Annotated in this window: 18 protein-coding genes; 3 read left to right on the forward strand and 15 right to left on the reverse strand. The window is 62.1% G+C overall.

Annotation, left to right across the window (positions count from 1 at the left end):
• Positions 1-13 precede the first annotated feature (13 nt).
• The 3 genes from FEZ60_RS22910 to FEZ60_RS22920 form a co-directional block, all read right to left on the reverse strand.
• Entirely contained in the window at positions 14-1,174 is a 1,161-nt protein-coding gene (locus tag FEZ60_RS22910; RefSeq protein ID WP_033233615.1) for a DUF4185 domain-containing protein, read from the reverse strand.
• A gap of 54 nt (positions 1,175-1,228) precedes the next feature.
• Positions 1,229-2,203, reverse strand: a complete 975-nt coding sequence (locus FEZ60_RS22915) for a TIGR00341 family protein (protein WP_092804499.1) — start codon at positions 2,201-2,203, stop codon at positions 1,229-1,231.
• Positions 2,204-2,270: 67 nt separating this feature from the next.
• A complete protein-coding gene (locus FEZ60_RS22920; protein ID WP_239654639.1) occupies positions 2,271-2,915 on the reverse strand; it encodes a type 1 glutamine amidotransferase in 645 nt (214 codons plus the stop codon).
• Between the two features lie 244 nt (positions 2,916-3,159).
• On the opposite strand from FEZ60_RS22920, the gene FEZ60_RS22925 reads away from it, so the two are divergent.
• Positions 3,160-5,184, forward strand: coding sequence for a YhgE/Pip domain-containing protein (locus FEZ60_RS22925; protein WP_172937073.1), 2,025 nt, complete (start codon positions 3,160-3,162; stop codon positions 5,182-5,184).
• A gap of 14 nt (positions 5,185-5,198) precedes the next feature.
• Here the strand turns inward: FEZ60_RS22925 and FEZ60_RS22930 are convergent, their stop codons facing one another.
• From FEZ60_RS22930 to FEZ60_RS22980, 11 genes are read right to left on the reverse strand one after another with little or no spacing between them, the layout of a single operon-like run.
• Positions 5,199-5,984, reverse strand: coding sequence for a RhlG family 3-oxoacyl-ACP reductase (locus tag FEZ60_RS22930; protein WP_116102564.1), 786 nt, complete (start codon positions 5,982-5,984; stop codon positions 5,199-5,201).
• Positions 5,981-7,180 carry an acetyl-CoA C-acyltransferase gene (locus tag FEZ60_RS22935; protein ID WP_045065451.1) on the reverse strand — a complete coding sequence of 400 codons (1,200 nt, stop codon included), beginning with the start codon at positions 7,178-7,180 and terminating at the stop codon, positions 5,981-5,983. The genes FEZ60_RS22930 and FEZ60_RS22935 overlap by 4 nt, the downstream gene beginning before the upstream one ends.
• A 25-nt stretch (positions 7,181-7,205) precedes the next feature.
• Positions 7,206-8,189: an NADPH:quinone oxidoreductase family protein gene (locus FEZ60_RS22940; protein ID WP_045065454.1), complete on the reverse strand. Its 984-nt coding sequence runs from the start codon at positions 8,187-8,189 to the stop codon at positions 7,206-7,208.
• A gap of 33 nt (positions 8,190-8,222) precedes the next feature.
• Complete coding sequence (locus tag FEZ60_RS22945) at positions 8,223-9,320, reverse strand: acyl-CoA dehydrogenase family protein (protein ID WP_045065456.1); 1,098 nt, start codon at positions 9,318-9,320, stop codon at positions 8,223-8,225.
• Positions 9,317-10,510 (reverse strand): acyl-CoA dehydrogenase family protein, encoded by a 1,194-nt coding sequence (locus tag FEZ60_RS22950; protein ID WP_172937074.1) that lies wholly within the window; start codon positions 10,508-10,510, stop codon positions 9,317-9,319. Before FEZ60_RS22950 ends, FEZ60_RS22945 begins: the two co-directional genes overlap by 4 nt.
• Before the next feature lie 34 nt (positions 10,511-10,544).
• Positions 10,545-11,303, reverse strand: a complete 759-nt coding sequence (fabG, locus tag FEZ60_RS22955) for a 3-oxoacyl-ACP reductase FabG (RefSeq protein WP_033233624.1) — start codon at positions 11,301-11,303, stop codon at positions 10,545-10,547.
• Positions 11,304-11,349: 46 nt separating this feature from the next.
• The gene (locus tag FEZ60_RS22960; protein ID WP_172937075.1) at positions 11,350-12,384 is read right to left on the reverse strand and encodes a phosphotransferase; all 1,035 of its coding nucleotides are present in this window, start codon (positions 12,382-12,384) and stop codon (positions 11,350-11,352) included.
• A complete protein-coding gene (locus FEZ60_RS22965; RefSeq protein ID WP_172937076.1) occupies positions 12,377-13,159 on the reverse strand; it encodes an SDR family oxidoreductase in 783 nt (260 codons plus the stop codon). Before FEZ60_RS22965 ends, FEZ60_RS22960 begins: the two co-directional genes overlap by 8 nt.
• Before the next feature lies 1 nt (position 13,160).
• Positions 13,161-14,381 carry an acyl-CoA dehydrogenase family protein gene (locus tag FEZ60_RS22970; protein WP_092804511.1) on the reverse strand — a complete coding sequence of 407 codons (1,221 nt, stop codon included), beginning with the start codon at positions 14,379-14,381 and terminating at the stop codon, positions 13,161-13,163.
• A complete protein-coding gene (locus FEZ60_RS22975; protein ID WP_095887348.1) occupies positions 14,368-15,168 on the reverse strand; it encodes an enoyl-CoA hydratase-related protein in 801 nt (266 codons plus the stop codon). The genes FEZ60_RS22970 and FEZ60_RS22975 overlap by 14 nt, the downstream gene beginning before the upstream one ends.
• The gene (locus tag FEZ60_RS22980) at positions 15,165-15,986 is read right to left on the reverse strand and encodes an SDR family oxidoreductase (RefSeq protein ID WP_172937077.1); all 822 of its coding nucleotides are present in this window, start codon (positions 15,984-15,986) and stop codon (positions 15,165-15,167) included. The genes FEZ60_RS22975 and FEZ60_RS22980 overlap by 4 nt, the downstream gene beginning before the upstream one ends.
• Positions 15,987-16,130: 144 nt before the next feature.
• On the opposite strand from FEZ60_RS22980, the gene FEZ60_RS22985 reads away from it, so the two are divergent.
• Entirely contained in the window at positions 16,131-16,607 is a 477-nt protein-coding gene (locus FEZ60_RS22985) for a MaoC family dehydratase (RefSeq protein ID WP_045065467.1), read from the forward strand.
• Positions 16,608-16,656: 49 nt separating this feature from the next.
• Here the strand turns inward: FEZ60_RS22985 and FEZ60_RS22990 are convergent, their stop codons facing one another.
• Positions 16,657-17,337, reverse strand: a complete 681-nt coding sequence (locus tag FEZ60_RS22990) for a TetR/AcrR family transcriptional regulator (protein ID WP_033233630.1) — start codon at positions 17,335-17,337, stop codon at positions 16,657-16,659.
• Positions 17,338-17,471: 134 nt separating this feature from the next.
• Between FEZ60_RS22990 and FEZ60_RS22995 the strand changes: the two genes are divergently transcribed.
• Positions 17,472-18,974, forward strand: a complete 1,503-nt coding sequence (locus FEZ60_RS22995; RefSeq protein ID WP_172937078.1) for an AMP-binding protein — start codon at positions 17,472-17,474, stop codon at positions 18,972-18,974.
• Positions 18,975-19,003 lie beyond the last annotated feature (29 nt).

A 19,003-nucleotide genomic window follows, 5' to 3' on the forward strand; every position in this document is an offset into this window, starting at 1 on the left:
TAGCCACTCGCTTTTACAGCGTCGTTTTCATCAACATCACGTTGTAGTCCGACCACGTCGTAGCAAGGAAGTACAAATCCTGCCCCTGAGACCACGGATGCATGTACGCGCCGTAGAGGCCAGGGACGGCGCCCGGTTCGATCACGATGTCGGGGGCACTCCACGGGCCGGTCAGTTGGTCGGCGGTGCGCAACACCAGAGCACCCCATTCGTTCGAGTACATCGCAACGAACTTTCCGAGATAGTTGTTGTACTGCACCGACAGTTCGCTGACGTCGCCGTCGAGAACCGGCGTCGCTACATCGGGTTTGTTTGGCACCCAAGCCTTTCCGTCCCAGTATTCGTACGCCGCGACGTCTACGATCGACTCTTCCTTCACTCGCGAAAGTCGCGCTTCGCCGAACCTGCCCGACGGTGTCCCGAAGTTGTAGACATACCCACCGTCCTTGACGAAGGACCCCATCTGGAAGTTGGCGTTACCGGTCAACGGCAGGTTCGGGCGCGCCGACGCCGGTTCCACCTGCCACGTTTCGCCGTTGTCCCGGGAGGACGCGATCTGCGAGAAATTTGTCACCCATTCTCCTGATCCTCCCCACGACCGCACCGACATATAGTTGACGTACTGCACGCCACCCACCGCGATACCCGTCGTAGGAATGCTGCTGGTTTCGACTCCGGTGACTTTGAGGCTGTCGATGATTTCGCGGGAGCGATTGGGGCGATCGACCGGTGAGGAGTCGATATTCATGCCGTCACTGAGAATGCCGTCGGCGCTGCGAAAGAGGACGTTGCTTCGCCAGTCACCCACAACGCCGCCGCACGTCGGGTCCGAATTCAATCCGACCGTATCGCCGAAGACCGTCAGAACCTGGCCTGCGCCGTTGTCCCACATGATCCCGAGATCGGTGCCGAGCACATTGAAACGTTCGACCGTCTGATTGGGGCTGAGCGCTCCGGTGATGTATTCGACCGCAGACGTGCGGCCTTGCATGTCGGGGAGATTCCCGTCGGTTCCGTTGAGCCACGGAATCGGGTTGGTCGGCCCACCTGACTTGTCGAAGATCGCCGAGATATTGCAACCCCACGGCGAGGCCTGGGCTGTTGTTGTGACAACGCCGGCGGGCACAAAGGCACAGGCCAATGCGACTACCGGCAATTTCCATGACTGTTTCATCGCTCCCCTTTCGCGGGGAGGATGCCCCGAAGAGAGGCGAACGTAACTTCGCTTCTATTCCGCGGCCTCTACTCGGGCACCGACGGCGTGAAGTATCACGATGTGCGGACCCCAGGGCACCAACGCGTCGACCGCACGCTCGAGGTCGTCGACAGGCGGCAGATCCTGCGGTCCCAGTACTTCGATCACCGCGGTGTGCGCCTGCCACGTGACGGACCCGACTTGAACGCCCGGAACTCCAGCCAGCCACTCTTCGGCGGCATCATGGATCTGGCTCGCCCACAACGAAGCCAGAGAATTCACCACCATCGGGATGGCAACAACAACCAGGGCCGACGCCAACACCAGGTAGACCCGTCGATGTCCCGCGGCAGCTGCCCCTGATTCGCGCGCATAACCGGCGATCACCAGTACCACCGTCGCCGTGATCACCATGGCAACGACATTCGACGCAAAGAGGATCAGCGCCCCCAACGCAAGCGACGGTGCACCCGAACCGAGACAGACACCCACAACGGCAAGAGGCGGAACCAGTGAAATCGCGATCGCCACGCCGGGGAGCACGTCACCGACATCGCGCCGGGTAATCGCGATCGACCCGGCAAACCCTGTGGCGATGGCCGCCGCGAGATCCGTCAACGTCGGGGTGGTTCGTCCGGTCACCTGAGAGTTGGACAGCACACTCGTCGGGTTGAGCAGAACAAGGGAAAACAGAAAACCGAGAGCAACGACAACAACGAGCCCACCCGCGACGTACACAACACTGCGGGCAATGAGTGCGCCCCGACCGGTAACGATGCCGAGGCCGATCCCCAGAATCGGCGTGGACAACGGAGCGACGATCATCGCCCCGATCACGGTGGCCGTCGAGTCACCCACCACCCCGGCGCTCGCGATCATCCCGGAGAGAACGAGCATTATCCAGAACGCGGAACGTTTTGCCGCCTTGTCTCCGGTGGAGAGATCCAGCCGATCATCGAGTTCTTCGAGGCTGCGACGCTGGCTGTCCGGAATCAGAAATGAGCGCATAGCCGATCCTTTCGGTCAAGAACCCGGACATTCTCCACACCGTAAGCCTTGCGCGGCTACTCCGGGCCTACCTGGCCGAAATCGACTTCAGCCACCTGTCCATGACCGTCGCGGCAAACTCGAGTCCTTCGGTTTCCGCGGATGCCAACTGCTCGATGAAGATCCGAGGTCCGTCGGCGCCCAGCGAAGTCAGCAGCGACTCGCGATACTCGTCCAACTCCATCCAATCGCGTGCCACCTCACACGACGCTTCGAGGTGAAACTGCACGCCGTAGCTCTCCTTGTACCGGAAGAGCTGGTTCGGGTACTTGGAAGAACCTGCAAGATGCACGCCGCCCTCCGGGATCTCGAAAGTATCCGAATGCCATTGCATGGCAGGAAAAGTGGCGGGCAGACTCCCCCAGATCGGATCCAGTGTGCCGGCCTCGGTCAACGTGACGTCCTCGACGCCCACCTCCGGGACTGCCCCGGTGTACACGCGAGCTCCAAGCGCTGCCGCCAACAATTGCGAACCGAGGCACACTCCCCAGACCGGAACGTCTGCGTCGACGAGCGCACGAATGTACGCGATCTCGGAGGCCAACCACTCGATGTCGTCTTGATCGCCGACGCCCATCGGGCCACCCATGACGATCACCGCGTCGAACTCGACATGTGTGGGAAGCGGGTCGGTTCCCAACAGGACGGTCTGCACATCGCCATACGTATCCAAGACCGGACAGTACGCAGCCGGGGGCTCGCATTGTGCGTGTCGAAGTTCCAAGAATCGCATGTCGCTGATTATTCCTCGTATTCATCCCGGATCAGTTCCAGCGCCGATTTGTCGGCTGCGCACCAATTATGCGGAAAACCTCACGCCGAACTCGATTGCTTTGTAGTGTGACCGAGCTGGACGTATGTCCAGCGCATCCGGAGTGCCGCGCCGTCCACTCCGGTTCACGAGAAACGAGCCGTTCATGGTGTCCACATCCGCTCACGACGCTTCGCCCCGGCGTGCGCATGTCATTCGCACGATCCTCGCGGTGCTGGTGATCGCGCCGCTCTCGATTGCCGCCTTCTACATGTGGGCTTTGTGGGACCCGGGCGACACCGTGAACCGTCTGCCCGTGGCCATCGTCAACGCCGACAAGGGCACCGATCTCGACGGCACCCACATCGTTGCGGGAGACGACGTGGTGGCCGCACTGGTCGACAGTGGCGACGTCGCCTGGAAGGTCGTCACGGCTCAGGAAGCGCAGACGGGCGTCGACGACGGCACGTACTACTTCTCCGTCGTCATACCCGAGTCGTTCAGCGCCGATGTGGCAAGTGCGGCTTCCGGTTCAGGACGGAAAGCCCAATTGCAGGTGGTCTACAACGACTACAACAGCCTCGTCGCCGGCCCCGTGGGTGAGAGCATCATCGCGCAGGTACGTTCGGCCGTCTCCGAATCCATCGGCGAGCAGTCCATCGACCAGGTTCTGGTGGGACTCGGCGAACTCGGAACCGGCTTCGGAGAAGCAGCCGCTGGTGCACAACAGCTTTCCGACGGCTCCGCCGCCGCACTGGCCGGCACCAACCAGCTCTACGCCGGCAGTACGGAACTTGCGGCCGGTCTAGGCGAGGCGAACCAGGGCGGACAGGAACTTGCGGCGGGAGCGGGCGAACTCGCCGCGGGTACCGATGAGGCCGCAGCCGGGTCTCGAGAACTCGCGACCGGAATGCAGCAATTGGTGGGCGGCGCGGACGAACTGGGCGCCGGGGCGCGCCAGATCAGCGAAGTGGTCGACATGGTGACCACGCCCATCCTTGATGTCGCCGACTCGGCAAGTGCTGTGGTCGGTCAGATCGACGCGTTGACGAATTCGCTTCGGCTCGCGGGAGACCCCGTGTCCGCAGGACTTGTCGACGCGCTCGCCTCGTTACGAACCTCGCTCACCGCACAACCTGCAGATGACGATGTGATGGGCCAACTCAGCCAACTCCGGGACGGCGCCCGGGAAATCACACGCCAACTCACGGATCCGGCTAGTGACTATCGCGGCGGATTGAACGCCGCTGCCGCCGGCGCCGGCGAATTGAGCACCGGCCTCGGGCAACTGTCCGATGGTGCGCACCAACTTGATGCGGGAGCAAACGAACTGTCCTCCGGCATCGGCCAACTGGCAGCAGGCAGCGTCGAACTCCGCGACGGTCTTGGCGAGTTGAATGTCGGCATGGGTGAACTGAATGCAGGCTCGGGCGAGCTGGCCCAGGGACTCACCGACGGCGCCGCCCAGGTACCGCAGTTCACCGACGAGGAACGCGCCACCACCGCCAACCTGTTGTCGGCACCGGTCGCAGTTGACGCTCGAAACAACTACCCGGCGGCCGGATTCGGACCTGGCGCTGTGCCGGCAGTGATGTCCGTAGCCCTGTTCCTCTGCGGAATTCTCACCTGGTTCGTAGTTCGCCCACGTCGCGGACGCTCACAGCAGGTGCATGGCTCGATCCTGCGTGAAGGTCTGCGCCGCTACCGCATTCCGGCGCTCGTCACCCTCGTCACGGCTTTGATACTGTCCGTGATTGCGCTGACCGTCGCGGATGTGGACCCACCCAGCGTGGTGGCGATGGTCGCCGTGATGATCCTTGTCGGTGCAGCTGCAGTTGCCTGCGGACGCCTGTTCACCGTTGTATTCGGCGCCGTCAACGGAACGTTCATCGCACTGAGCGCCTTGATGATTCAGATCTTTGCATTCGGTGCGGTGTATCCCATCGAGCAGATGCCTGCCCCGCTGCGGTGGTTGCACGCCCTGATGCCACTGACCTGGGCGCGCAACGCGATGCGCATGGTCCTGGTCGGCTACTACGGGCCGAGGTTCTGGCTGGCCGTAGCTGCCTTGGCAGCTCTGGTGATCGGAGCCGTCGTGTTCACCATCTGGTGGCGGCGTCGACAAGAACCGCCAATTGACGACGCGCCGATCACAGAGGAGATCGCCTATCTGCAACCGGCGCAGACGTGACCGTCGTCAACCGATCAGCGAACTCCGCTCGTTCCACCATCGAGGGGAATTACCGTCCCCGTCAAGTAGGCGCCGCCGCGTGAGGACAAGAAGATTGCAAGACCGGCCGCATCCTGTGGCGTTCCGATCCGGCCCAGCGGAACCGAATCCGCCACCGCCCGTGCGCTCTCCTCGTTCTCGAGCAAAAAGGCCATCATCTTCGACGGAAATGGTCCAGGCGCAATGGCATTGACCGTGATCTGTTCCACGGCAAGCGTCGCCGCCAACTTGCGGGTCAACATGTGCACTGCGGCCTTACTCGCTCCGTACGAGAAGTTTTCCGAGCCTGACACCACAAGACCGTCGATCGATCCGATGTTGATCACTCGGGCGGGATCGTCTGCCGTCGCCGCAGAACGCAACTGTGGCAACAACTTCTGCGTCAGCAGGAAGATCGCCTTGACGTTGATGTCGAAGATCTTGTCGAAGCCGGCTGCCGGGAAATCGTCGACGGGGGCGCCCCACGTTGCGCCGGCATTGTTCACCAGCACGTCGAGTGTCGGCGAAATCTCGGCGACCTTCGCAGCGAGGCTCTCGATTCCCTCGTCCGTGGACAAGTCCGCCGGGTGCGAGATGCAGGTGCCGAACTCGGAAAGCTCTCGCGCTGCTTCATCGCACGCTTCCGCTTTCCGGGCCGAGATGACTACCGTCGCGCCGCCTTCGACAAATCCTCGAGCGATCATGTAGCCGATTCCGCGCGAACCACCCGTCACGACGACAGTCTTGCCACTGACGTCGAACAATCCCTCCAGCAAGCTCATGCGACCTCGAAAAGCCCGGCAGCACCCATGCCGCCGCCGATGCACATGGTGACAACAACCAGCTTGGCGCCGCGGCGCTTCCCTTCCAGGAGAGCATGGCCGACCAACCGCGCACCCGTCATCCCGTACGGATGTCCAACGGAAATTCCGCCACCGTCGACGTTGTACTTGTCGGGGTCGATGCCGAGCTTGTCGCGGCAGTACAGCGCCTGAGAAGCAAATGCCTCGTTCAATTCCCACAGATCGATGTCGTCGATCTTCAGTCCGTGCAGGTCGAGCAGACGCGGAATCGCGAATACCGGACCGATTCCCATCTCGTCCGGTGCGCAACCGGCAACAGCCATTCCGCGGTAGATGCCAAGAGGAGCCAGGCCGCGACGTTCCGCCTCACCAGCCTCCATCAACACCGATGCCGACGCGCCGTCGGACAGCTGTGACGAATTTCCGGCGGTGATGGACGAATGCGCGCTGACAGTACCGTCGGCCAGCACCGGACGCAGGCTCGCGAGGCCCTCCAACGTGGTGGACGCACGATTACCTTCGTCGCGAGTGAGTGTGACCGACTCGGTGCCGATTTCGCCGGTCTCCTTGTTCTGAACCTGCTTGACCGACGTCAGCGGCACGATCTCGAGATCGAAACGGCCTGCTTCCTGAGCTGCTGCAGTGCGCTGCTGAGACACCAGTGCAAACTCGTCCTGCTGCTCACGCGTGACGCCGTAGCGTTCGGCCACGATCTCGGCCGTATGCAGCATCGGCATGTAGATCGACGGCTTGTTCTCCTTCAGCCACGGATCTGCCGCACGGAAGTTGTTCATGTGATCGTTCTGGACCAACGAGATCGATTCGACGCCACCACCGATCGCGATCTGCATGCCGTCGTCGACGATCTGCTTTGCCGCCGTCGCAATGGCCATCAGTCCGGACGAGCACTGACGGTCGAGGGTCATACCGGACACCGAATCCGGCAGTCCTGCCCGCAGCACTGCCTGACGCGCGACGTTTCCACCCGTCGATCCCTGCTGCAACGCTGCGCCGAGGATGACATCCTCGACTTCGCCGCCCTCGAGCCCGGCGCGCGCAACGGCATTCGAAATAGCATGTGCAGCAAGCTCTTGAGCCTGTGTGTTGTTGAACGCGCCGCGGTACGCCTTGCCGATCGGGGTGCGGGCGGTGGACACGATGACAGCTTGTCTCATGAGGACCTTTCCAGTGTTGTGCGATTCAGGGTTGGAACACGACTCGGCCGACCGTGGTGCCGTCGCCGAGGCGACCGATACCGTCGGCAACGTCCGTCAACGACAACCGCTCACTGATCAGGGGTTTGACCAAGCCTGCGTCGGCGAGCCTGGTGAGCTCGACGTGGCAATCGTCGATGGCCTGCTGGTTGTACGCCTTGTAGAGGCCCCAGTGCAGACCGATGATCGAATAGTTCTTGATGAGAGCATGATTGAGAGCCGGTTGCGGAATCGTGCCACCGGCAAATCCGATGATGACGATCCGGCCTTCGAACGCGATGCACTTGGTCGACTTTGCGTACGCATCGCCGCCAACCGGGTCGAAGACCACGTCGGCGCCCTTGCCGCCGGTGAACTCCTTCACCGCGGCAACAAAGTCCTCACTGTGACGGTCCACCACGAGGTCCGCCCCGAGCTTGCGCGCGTACTCGGCCTTCTCCGGTCCGCCGACAACACCGATCACCTTGGCACCGGCAGCTTTCCCGAGTTGCACTGCGGCACTGCCCACGCCACCTGCGGCGGCATGAACCAGCAGGGTCTCACCTTCGAGCAGTTGGGTGCGACGGTGCAGCGCGAACCACGCCGTCTGATAGCCGATGCTCAGCGCGGAGGCTTCGGCGTCGTCCAGTGCCGATGGCGCCGGAAAGGTGTTGTTCTGATCCAGCACCGAGAATTCGGCAAAGCCACCCGACGGCAAGCTCGGGTTGCCGATCACGCGATCGCCTACCGCAAACTTCGTGACCGAATCACCCACGGACACAACTTCACCACACAATTCCACACCGGGAGTGAAGGGCAGCGGCGGCTTGATCTGGTACTCACCACGGCACATGAGTACGTCAGGGAAGTTCGCCGGCGCTGCGAGCACCTTCACCAGCATTTCCGTGGCGCCAGCTGTGGGCTCCGACACCTCCTCCAACGAGAGGACATCGCGGGGTTCACCGAGTTGATTGACGCGCCAAGCCTTCACAGTGTTTTCTCCAGTTTCGGTAGTGAGGGTGGTTCAGGACGAGATGGGGAGGTCGACGAGCTCGGCAAGCCGCGCCCGGTGCTCATATGCGGTTCCCAGCGTCAATTGGTCACTCTTGGCTCTCTTGAGATACAGGTGCGCCGGATACTCCCACGTCATACCGATCCCGCCGTGAAGCTGTACACATTCCTCCGCCGCATGAACCGCGACTCCGCTGCAGTACGCCTGAGCGAGCGTCGCAGCAACTGCCGCGTCGGAATCACCGCGTGCATAGGTATCAGCCGCATAACGCGCGGCCGCACCCGCAGAGCTGACTTCGAGCCACAGGTCCGCCAGACGATGCTTGATCGCCTGATACGAACCGATTGCGCGGCCGAACTGCTTGCGTTCCTTCACATAAGCCAGCGTGGTCTCGAGGCACCACTGCGCCACGGCGAACTGCTCCGAGGCCAGGAGTGCACTTCCGCAGAGCAATGCCTCCTCGACAGCCTCAGCGGCATTGCCACTGTCGACGCGGATCGATGGCGCCTCCGTGAACTCGACGTCCGCCAATCGGCGCGTCATGTCCAGGGACAGGATCGGTGTCACAGTAGCGTCAGCGATCCGCACGATGTGCAGCTCCACACCACTCTCACCGGCAACCGGAACAACAAGAACATCGGACTCGGCGACGCCGGCAACCGTGGTGACGCTGCCGACGAGTCCGCTTGCCGTCGCTCTGACCGTGGGCGCGAAAGTACCTGGTGCAGTGGATAACGGGACGATCAGAGCAGCCGTCGAATCCCCGGCTGACAATCGACCGAGCACCTCGGTTTCGCCGGCTTTCAACAGCGCCGTCGTCGCCAGCACCGCACTCGTGAAGAACGGAACGGGAGCGACCGCGCGGCCGATCTCCTCCATCACGACCGCGGCCTCACGCGTGGACGCACCCGCACCGCCCAGCTCCTCGGGTACCAGCAGTCCCGCCAAACCGAGTTCCGACGCCAGGGACTTCCACAGCCCGGTGAAGTCGGCGGACACGTCGTCGTAGGCAGTGACCACGGTGTCGGCACCTGAGCGCGCACTCAGCAAACGTCGAACACTGGCACGCAGGTCTTGTTCGGTCTCGGAGTACAGCAGATCGGCGCTCATCGGGGCAGGTCCTTCCAGGCGATGTCCTTGTCGACGCGATGCTCGGGCGGCAACCCGAGAACGCGCTCTGCGATGACGTTGCGCAGGATCTCGGACGTTCCGCCCTCGATCGAATTGCCCTTGGCTCGCAGATACCGGTAGCCGGGTTCACGCCCGGTGAAGTCGACAAAATCCGGACGACGCAGCGTCCAGTCGTCGTACCGCAGCCCGTCTTCGCCGTGCATTTCCAGCTCGAAACCTGAAATCTGCTGTGCCAAGCCTGCAAACGCCAGCTTCATTCCCGAACCTTCAGGCCCCGGTTGGCCGGCGGCAAGCTGTTGGCGCAGACGCTCACCCGTCAGACGCGCGACCTCCGATTCGGTCCAGAGCCGCATCAACTCGTCGTGCATCGCCGGGTTGCGCAGCTCAGGCTCGTCGCGCCAAGCCTGCGCGACCTTACCGATCATTCCGCCCTCACGCGGTGCACCGGAACCGATGGCCACCCGTTCGTTGTTCAGGGTGGTGGTTGCAACCTTCCATCCCTGGCCTTCGCCGCCCAGCCGGTTGGCATCCGGAATCCTGACGTCCGTGAGGAATACCTCGTTGAACTCAGCCTCACCGGTGATCTGGCGGAGCGGCCTGACATCAACTCCGGGATCGGTCATGTCGCAGATGAAGTAGCTCAATCCTGCGTGTTTGGACCGCTCCGGATCAGTCCGGGCAACAAGAATCGCCAGCTGCGCGTTCTGCGCCCCCGACGTCCAGACCTTCTGCCCGTTCACTATCCAGTCGTCGCCGTCGCGGACAGCCCGGGTGGCGACGGCAGCCAGGTCCGATCCTGCACCCGGCTCACTGAAGAGCTGGCAGTACACCGTTTCGGATGTCCACAACGGCCGCAGGAATTTTCTTTTCTGCTCTTCGGTGCCGAACGCTGCGATGGTGGGCGCAGCCATGCCGAGGCCGATACCGTTCTTGCCGGTGTCCGGCCCCGGGGCTCCCGCTGCCGCCAATTGCGCGTTGATCTGTCGCTGAAAGCTCTGTGGCAGATCAAGACCGCCGTGGCCTTCGGGAAAGTGAACCCACGCCAGTCCGGCGTCGAATCGTGCGGCGAGGAAATCCGATACCGATACATTGTTCGGATCATTTTCCGCGAGAAGCGTGTTCACCTTTTCGGTGAGGTCACGCGATACTGCCTCTTCGTCGAAAGCCATGCCCATTCCTTCGGTTCGAGCGGTGAGCGGACAGTCAGTCCTTGGGTCCACCGGCGACGTAGACGACCTGACCGGAAACGAAGCCTGCGCCTTCGCTGACGAAGAACGACGCGGTGTGCGCGATGTCCTCGGGCTGTCCGACGCGGTTGACCGGAATCTGCGAAGCGGCAGCGGTCTTGAAGTCCTCGAAGCCGACTCCCATGCGCTCGGCCGTTGCGGCGGTCATTTCGGTTTCGATGAATCCGGGGGCAATGGCGTTGGCGGTGACACCGAACTTGCCCAGTTCGAAGGCCAGTGTCTTGGTGAATCCCTGCATTCCGGCCTTCGCTGCGGAGTAGTTGACCTGTCCGCGGTTGCCGAGAGCCGACGTGCTCGAGAGGTTGACGATACGGCCGAACTTCGCTTCCACCATGTACTTCTGCACCGCGCGCGACATGAGGAACGCTCCGCGCAGGTGGACGTTCATCACCGAGTCCCACTCAGCAACGCTCATCTTGAACAGAAGGTTGTCGCGGGTGATGCCTGCATTGTTGATCAGTACGGTCGGCGAACCGAGTTCTGCTGCCACCCGCTCCACTGCTGCGGCGACCGACTCTTCGTCGGAAACGTCAGCGCCGACGGCCAGGGCTTGCCCGCCTGCGGCCTTGATCGCGTCGACGGTTCCGGCACACGCTGCTTCGTCGAGGTCGAGCACGGCAACGGCAAAGCCGTCTTCCGACAGTCGCTTGGCCACTGCCGCACCGATTCCGCGTGCTGCACCCGTGACAATTGCGGTTCTACGTTCCTGGCTCACTGGCCCTCCATAATTTTCGTGATTCGACGGACACCGGACGATCTCGTCAGATCCCGGCCTGATCTGCAATTTCCCTGGCCTTGGCCACCAAGGCGTCAATACGTTCCACGGTGGGAGTTCCGCTCTCGGCGGCATTCTGCGGTTCGTCGCGGGCGCGACGCATCACGCCTTCGGCGATCACCGCAATCTTCCACAGGCCCAAGGTATGCCAGAACTTCAGCGCAGCAGGATCTCTCCCGGTAGCGTCGAGGTAGATCCCGGAAATCTCCTCTCGCGACGGGAATCCGGGGAGCGCCGACGCCGGGAAATCGCCGCCCGTGTTCTCCCCCGCCGCCGGCCAGTACGCCAACAAGCTTCCGACGTCTGCCAACGGATCGCCGAGCGTGCAGAGTTCCCAGTCGAGCGCCGCGACAACCTCCCCGCTGCTCGCCGAGGTGATCACGTTGCGTAGGTGAAAATCACCGTGCACCAACGTGGTTTCGGTGTGAGCCGGCTGAGCTGCAATCAGACGTTGCGTAAGATCGTCCAGATCAGGGCATTCTCGTGTCTTCGACTGCTCCCACTGTCCACCCCAACGCTTCAGTTGTCGTGCAGCGTAAGGCTTGTGGCTTGCAAGGTCGTCGAGCCCGGCCTGCTTCAGGTCGACGGCGTGTATCTTCGCCAGCGTCTGAGCGAGTGAGATGCCGATTGCCCGGCGACGATCTTCCGACAACGCCTCGGCAAGTGGCATCCGGTCGACCACTTCACCGTCCACGAACTCCATGAGGAGCAATGGAACTTCGGTGACGGCTGGGTCTTCGGTCAATCCGAACACGCGCGGCGACGGTACATCCGTGGATTCGAGAGCGCTCAGGATTCGAGCTTCGCGCGCCACGTCGTGAGCCGAGGCCAGCAGGTGACCGAGGGGTGGGCGTCGTAGCACCCAGCGGTTGCCGTCCTGATCACGAACCAGGTACGTGAGATTCGACTGCCCCAGGCCGATTCGATCGAAGGACAACGGCCCGGTGAAGTTGATCCCCAGGCCTGCGATCCACCCGGTGACCGCTTCGGTATCGAGTCCCACTACTTCGACGCTAGCCACCGAAGGACGCTCCTCGCCGGAACGGGAGCGCGTCACCCAACAACTGGCCACCGTCGATGGTCATGATCTCTCCGGTGATCCACTGGGCTGCATCCGAAACCAGGAAGGCGATGGCAGCAGCCACGTCCTCGGGTTCACCGATGCGTCCGAGAGCGGTCGACGCCGATACCGCTTCTTCATGTTCTTTCCACAGAGCTTCGGCGAGTTTGGTTCTCACCACTCCCGGAGCAACGGCGTTGACACGAATCTTCGGTGACAGTTCGAGCGCAAGCTGTTTGGTGATGTGGATCAGAGCAGCCTTCGACGCGTTGTACGTGCCGATTCCGGCCTCGAATGCCATGCCGCCGATCGAAGCGGTGTTGACCACGGATCCACCGTGCTCACTCATCCAGGCTCGGGCCGCCAGCCCGGTCCACAGGACTGGAGCCCACACGTTGACGTCGAAGGTCTTGGCAAAGCGCGAGTGATCCTGGTTGATGATCGGCCCGAACGACGGGTTGGTGCCCGCGTTGTTCACCAAGATGTCGAGACTGCCGAAACGCTCGATCGTCTGCTCGACGCACTTGCGGGCAGCATCCTCGTCCGTCGCGTGAGCGCCGACGCCGATCGCGTTGCCGGTCACCTGTGCGGCAGCGGCATCTGCGGATTCCTTTGAGCGCGAAGTCAGTACGACGTTTCCGCCCGCCGCCGCAATCGCCTGCGCGGTCGCGAGGCCGATGCCACGCGATGCGCCGGTGACGATTGCCGTCTTACCGGTGAGATCCAGTCCTGCCATGTCAGTTCGCCTTGACTTCGCGGTACTTGCGCAGTTCCTGCTTCGCGATGGCGCGCTTGTGCACCTCGTCCGGGCCGTCAGCCAGGCGAAGGGTGCGCATGTGGGCGTAAGCCATCGCGAGAGGGAAGTCGTCCGTGACGCCGCCGCCGCCGTGAACCTGGATGGCGCGGTCGATGATCTTGAGCGCGATGTTCGGCGCCGCAACCTTGATGGCTGCGATCTCGGTGCGCGCTTCCTTGTTGCCCACCGTGTCCATCATGTGAGCGGCCTTGAGCGTGAGGAGTCGAACCATCTCGATGTCGATACGAGCCTCGGCGATCCAGTCCTGGATATTCGCGTTGTCACTGACGGGCTTTCCGAAGGTGATGCGGGTGGATGCGCGCTTGCACATCAGTTCCAGTGCGCGCTCGGCCATTCCGATTGCACGCATGCAGTGGTGGATGCGGCCGGGGCCGAGGCGGGCCTGGCTGATCGCGAATCCTTCACCCTCGCCGGCGAGGATGTCCTTGGCCGGGACGCGTACGTCCTCGAAGGTGATCTCGCCGTGTCCCTCGCGGTCCTGGTAACCGAAGACGGGCAGGTTACGCACGATGGTGACGCCGGGAGCGTCGATCGGCACGACCATCATCGACTGCTGGCGGTGCGTCGCGGCATTGAAGTCCGTCTTGCCCATGACGATCAGAACCTTGCAGTTCTGGTGCAAAGCGTTGGAAGCGAACCACTTACGGCCGTTCAGTACGTACTCGTCGCCATCGCGATCCATGCGGAGCTGGATGTTGGTGGCGTCGGAACTGGCAACCTCGGGTTCGGTCATGGCAAAGGCAGACCGGATTTCGCCTTCGAGAAGCGGCTTGAGGTACTTCTCCTTGTGCTCGTCGGTGCCGAAGAGCGTGAGCACCTCCATGTTTCCCGTGTCCGGAGCGGCGCAGTTGGTGGCTTCGGAAGCCAGGTGACTGCGGCCCATGATCTCCGCGAGCGGTGCGTATTCCAGGTTGGTCAGGCCGGGGCCCCATTCGGGGTGCGGGTGAAAGAGGTTCCACAGCCCACGCGCCTTGGCTTCCTTCTTCAAGTCGTCGATGATCGGCGGCTGGAAGTGCGGGTTACCGGACTCACGCATCTGCGCTTCGTAGACCGCTTCGGCCGGATAGACGTGCTTGTCCATGAAGTCGAGCAGTTCGGCCTGGTACTTCTTCGTGCGATCCGAGAACTCAAAGACTGACATGTGAACTCCTGACAGAGAGGGAAGGAAAATTAGGTGGCCGACGCTCCAGATGACTCGCGACACCTTCGACGACGTCCGGTCCGCGAAATGCGTTGACCATGAGCGTTTCCGCGCGCTGCGTGGATTCGTCGAACGTGCCGGTCTCGTCGGCGCTCAGCTGGGATTTCATGACGGACAACGAGGTCGGCGAGCAGTTGGCCGCAATTTCTGCGGCGTAGGCAACCGCAGCTTCTACGACATCACCGTCGACCAGGTGGTCGATCAGTCCGATACGGTATGCTTCGTCGGCTCCGACCATTCGACTCGACAGCAGTAAATCGGTGGCCCGACTCCGGCCGACAAGTCTAGGCAACATCCATGAGATGCCGTACTCGGCGATCAGCCCGCGCTTGGCAAATGCGGTGGTGAATCGTGTTGCAGACGAACCGAATCGAACGTCGCAGTACAGCGCTTCCACGAAACCAAGTCCGGCCGCTACTCCGTTGATGGCGCCGATCAACGGCTTACGTAGCGACGTGGGAAACTCGCGAGGCCGAGGCCTCACCAGATCCTCGTCGGAAACGTCGCCGACGTTCTTCAGGTTGCTCAGATCTGCACCCGAGCAGAATCCGCGACCCGCACCCGTGATCACGATTGCCCGGACGTCGGGATCGTCGTCCGCGGCGGCCAGTAGATCGAAGTACACGTCCTCGAGTTCGTTTGTCCAGGCGTTCAGGACATCCGGACGATTGAAGGTCAGCAGTAGGACGGGCCCACGCTGCTGCGAAAGTACAAGTTCCGGAATCATCGCGTTCCGGCGAGCAACGACGCCTGGTAACGGCGCATTCCGCTGAGCCAGCGATCGTAGTCAGCGCCCTTCTGCCGGTACATGTCCAGTACCTTCGGGTGCGGGAGGATGAGGAAGTGCTCGGCGTCCATTGCAGCCAAGACGATTTCGGCACACTGGTCGGGTTCGATCACCTCGCCGGCAGCGAGGACAGCTCCCGTCGCAGCGACTCCGAGGGGATCACCGGTCTCTTTCCCTTCATAGAGGAGCTTGGTGTTGACACCCATCGGACACAGACAGCTGACTCGGACGCCCTTGTCTCCGTATGTCATCGACAGCCACTCGGCAAAACCCACTGCCGCATGCTTGGTAACCGAGTACACCGCCGAACCGACCTGCGTGAGCAGGCCGGCGGCCGAAGCGGTGCTGACGAAGTACCCTTCGCCGCGCTCGACCCATCCGGGAACCAACAAACGAGCAGCGCGAATGTGGGCCCGCACATTGATGTCGAAGGCTACGTCCCAGCCGTCCTCGTCGACGTCGAGACCGAGGCCTCCGGTGATACCGGCATTCGCGAAGTAGAGATCAACGGGACCGAAAGCCTCCTCGGCCTGCGCGATCAACCCCTCGATCACACCGGCGTCTGACACGTCGCCACCGGCGGAGACCGCCGATCCTGGGTGCCCTGCGTTGACCGCGTCGGCCACAGCGGCAGCTGCATCGGCATCGAGATCGGCCACAACTACGCGGGCACCCTCCGCCGCCAACTTCCTGGCGAGCGCTCCCCCGATACCGCCTCCACCTCCGGTGACAATTGCAACCTTCTGGGCGACCTTCATTGGCGATTCCTCTCGCTTGCATTCACCGAAAGCTTTTACCGTGATCCACGTCTCTTGTCATGTATAGTTGAATCCGGCGTCAACTTCAACCGTCGCCGCTGGAATCTATTTTCCAACCTCCTGAACTGCGAGTAAAGGACCACGATGACTGAAGAGCAATTGCCCGTCCGCCCGTCCACGTTTGCCGAGCTCGAGAAGTTGATCGGCCAGGAACTGGGACCCACCGACTGGTACGAGATCACGCAGGATCGCATCGACGCTTTTGCCGCGGTCACCAACGATCACCAGTGGATTCACGTCGACCCAGAGCGTGCGGCGGCGAGCGCATTCGGCACCACCATCGCGCACGGACTTTTCAGCCTCTCACTGGGCCCACAGTTCTCCTCCCAACTCCTGGCCTTCGACGGCTTTGCGCACAGCCTCAACTACGGATACGACAAAGTGCGCTTCCCCGCCCCGGTCCCGGTGGGCTCGCGACTGCGGATGCGCTCAACCGTGGTGTCCGCCGAGCAGTTGCCTGGCGGTATCCAGGTAAAGACGCGCCAGGTGCTCGAGCGCGAAGGTTCCGACAAGCCTGTGGCCGTCGCGGAAGCGGTAGCTCGCGTCGTCGAGAAGAGCTGAGACGATTTTCGAGGCGCGCCCTGAGCACTCTCGACCAGGGCGCGCTTCGTCAGCTCCGCCTCGGGAACTTCAGCGCATTGGCCCACAGATCCGTCACGGTGCCGACAATCTCGTCGAATTCGACCGGCCTGCCTTCCACTCGCCCGTCACCCAACGTGAATACACTGTGGGCAAATCGACTCACCATGCCGGACAATGCCATTGACGTAAGCAGAGGATTCAAGCCGGGATCAACGACACCACGTTCTTGCAGTTCGGCGATACCTCGCGCGTTGCGCAGAATAAATGCATCTGCCCGCTCGTTGCGAATCCTGCGGAACTCCGGGTCGATACTGGCAACTTGCTCCATCAATCCCATCAACTTTGCATTCCGTTGATATGCCGCAAGATACGCCCGATTACTTGCCTCAAGAATGGCATATGGATCGTCAGTGCCCGCAACCCTACCGATGCCCGGATGCATCATTTCCTCACGAGCTACCTCGAGGACGGCCGCAAAAACTTCTTCCTTGTTGGCAAAATAGGTATAGAAGGAACCGGTAGCACACCCAGCTTCCTTCGCTATATCTATCAATCGCGCATCCAAATAGCCGGCCCGCTCGAAAACCACACGTGCAGAGGCGATCAGCGCAGCCCTGGTGCGAGCACCCCGTTCGGTGCTCGGCGGATCACGATGCCCCGCCGGCGGAGCAAGAGGCAGTTCGGATATCCGCGAGTCGTCATCCACCACGCTACTCACCTTTCCGAAGTTCACTGCTACTGAGGGATATTCACGACAAACTCAATGTTGACACCGAGTTCAAGTGTACGCTCGGCAAGGACATCAGGACACACAATCGGTCGATTCTCCTGAAAGGCATATCCATGGTCAGCGTTCTCGATCCGGTAACCCGTTACGCCGCAGCCACACCGGACAACATCGCGATTCGCGGTTCCGGCCGGGACTGGACATACCGACAACTCCACGACGCCTCCCTCTCGTTTGGCGGCCGAATCCGCGCTGCCGGATTGAGCGAAGGAGATCGGGTGTTGCTCGCCGCTCCGTCGGTTGCGGAATTCATCGTGGCGTACATGGGAATTCAGGCTGCCGGTTGCATCGTCGTCCCGGTCAATACAATGTCGGCACAGCCCGAGATCGAGTACGTGCTCGACGACGCCGATATCTCACTCGCCATCGCCTGGCATCAACTCGGGCCGGCGACCCATGACGCCGGCGCTGCCCGCGGCGTTCCGGTCTGGACCCTTACCGAAGAATCGGCGAGAACCGACCAGGAACCGACAGCGATTGCCGACCGAGATGTACACGACACCACTGCGATTCTCTACACCTCCGGCACCACCGGACGCCCGAAGGGTGCTCAGCTGACCGTGGGAAACCTGTTGTCGGCCGGCGAAATCGGAGCCGAGAGTAGCCGCGGAAACTCTTCGGACCGAACGGGAACGGGTCTACCGCTGTTCCACATCTTCGGACAGGGCTCCGTGATGATGGCAACCTTCACCGGCGGCGGATCACTCTCCCTGCTTCCGCGTTTCGATCCGACCGCCATGCTCGATCTGGTCCGCAAGGACAAACTCACCATAATGGCCGGTGTTCCGACGATGTGGAATGCCATGCTCCACGCAGCAGCCGACGTGGACAGCTCCGACTTCGAGCAACTCAGAATCGCAATCTCCGGCGGAGCCTCCCTTCCAGGCGAGGTGGCCCGCGCCTTCGAAACTCGGTTCGCCTGCACGATCCTCGAAGGGTACGGCCTTACCGAGACAAGCGCGTTCGGAACGTTCAACAGCATCGACCGTCCGCCGAAAATCGGCTACACCGGCCGGGCCGTCCCGAGAACCGAAGTCGAGGTTCGCGATCACGACGGAAATCATTGCCCCGCAGGCACAGTCGGAGAGGTCTTCATCAAGGGCCCCACTGTCATGAAGGGCTATTGGAAACGCCCGGACGATACCTCGGCGGTACTCTCCCCAGACGGGTGGTTCCGCACCGGCGACCTCGGTGAAACCGATCCGGACGGAGACCTTCGTATAGTCGATCGGGTCAAGGATCTGATCATCCGCGGCGGGTACAACGTGTACCCCGGCGAAGTGGAGGAGGTGCTGTATCAGCATCCCGACATCATCGAAGCTGCAGTGATAGGTATCCCGGACGACTACTACGGTGAGGAAGTCGCGGCAGTCGTAGCGGTGCGATCGGGTAGCGCCGTCGATGCTGCCGACGTGACTACATGGGCACGGGAGCGCCTGTCGGCGTACAAAATTCCTCGGGTTGTGCAGTTCATCGACGCACTGCCCAAGGGTTCCACCGGCAAGATCCTCAAACGCTCGATCGACCGCACCGGACTGGTCACTCTGAAACAGAGCTGAGCACGCGGGAAAGCCCCGGCAGAATTGCC

The organism is Rhodococcus sp. MS16, from assembly GCF_013277795.1.
In the GTDB taxonomy this organism is placed as follows: domain Bacteria; phylum Actinomycetota; class Actinomycetes; order Mycobacteriales; family Mycobacteriaceae; genus Rhodococcus_F; species Rhodococcus_F globerula.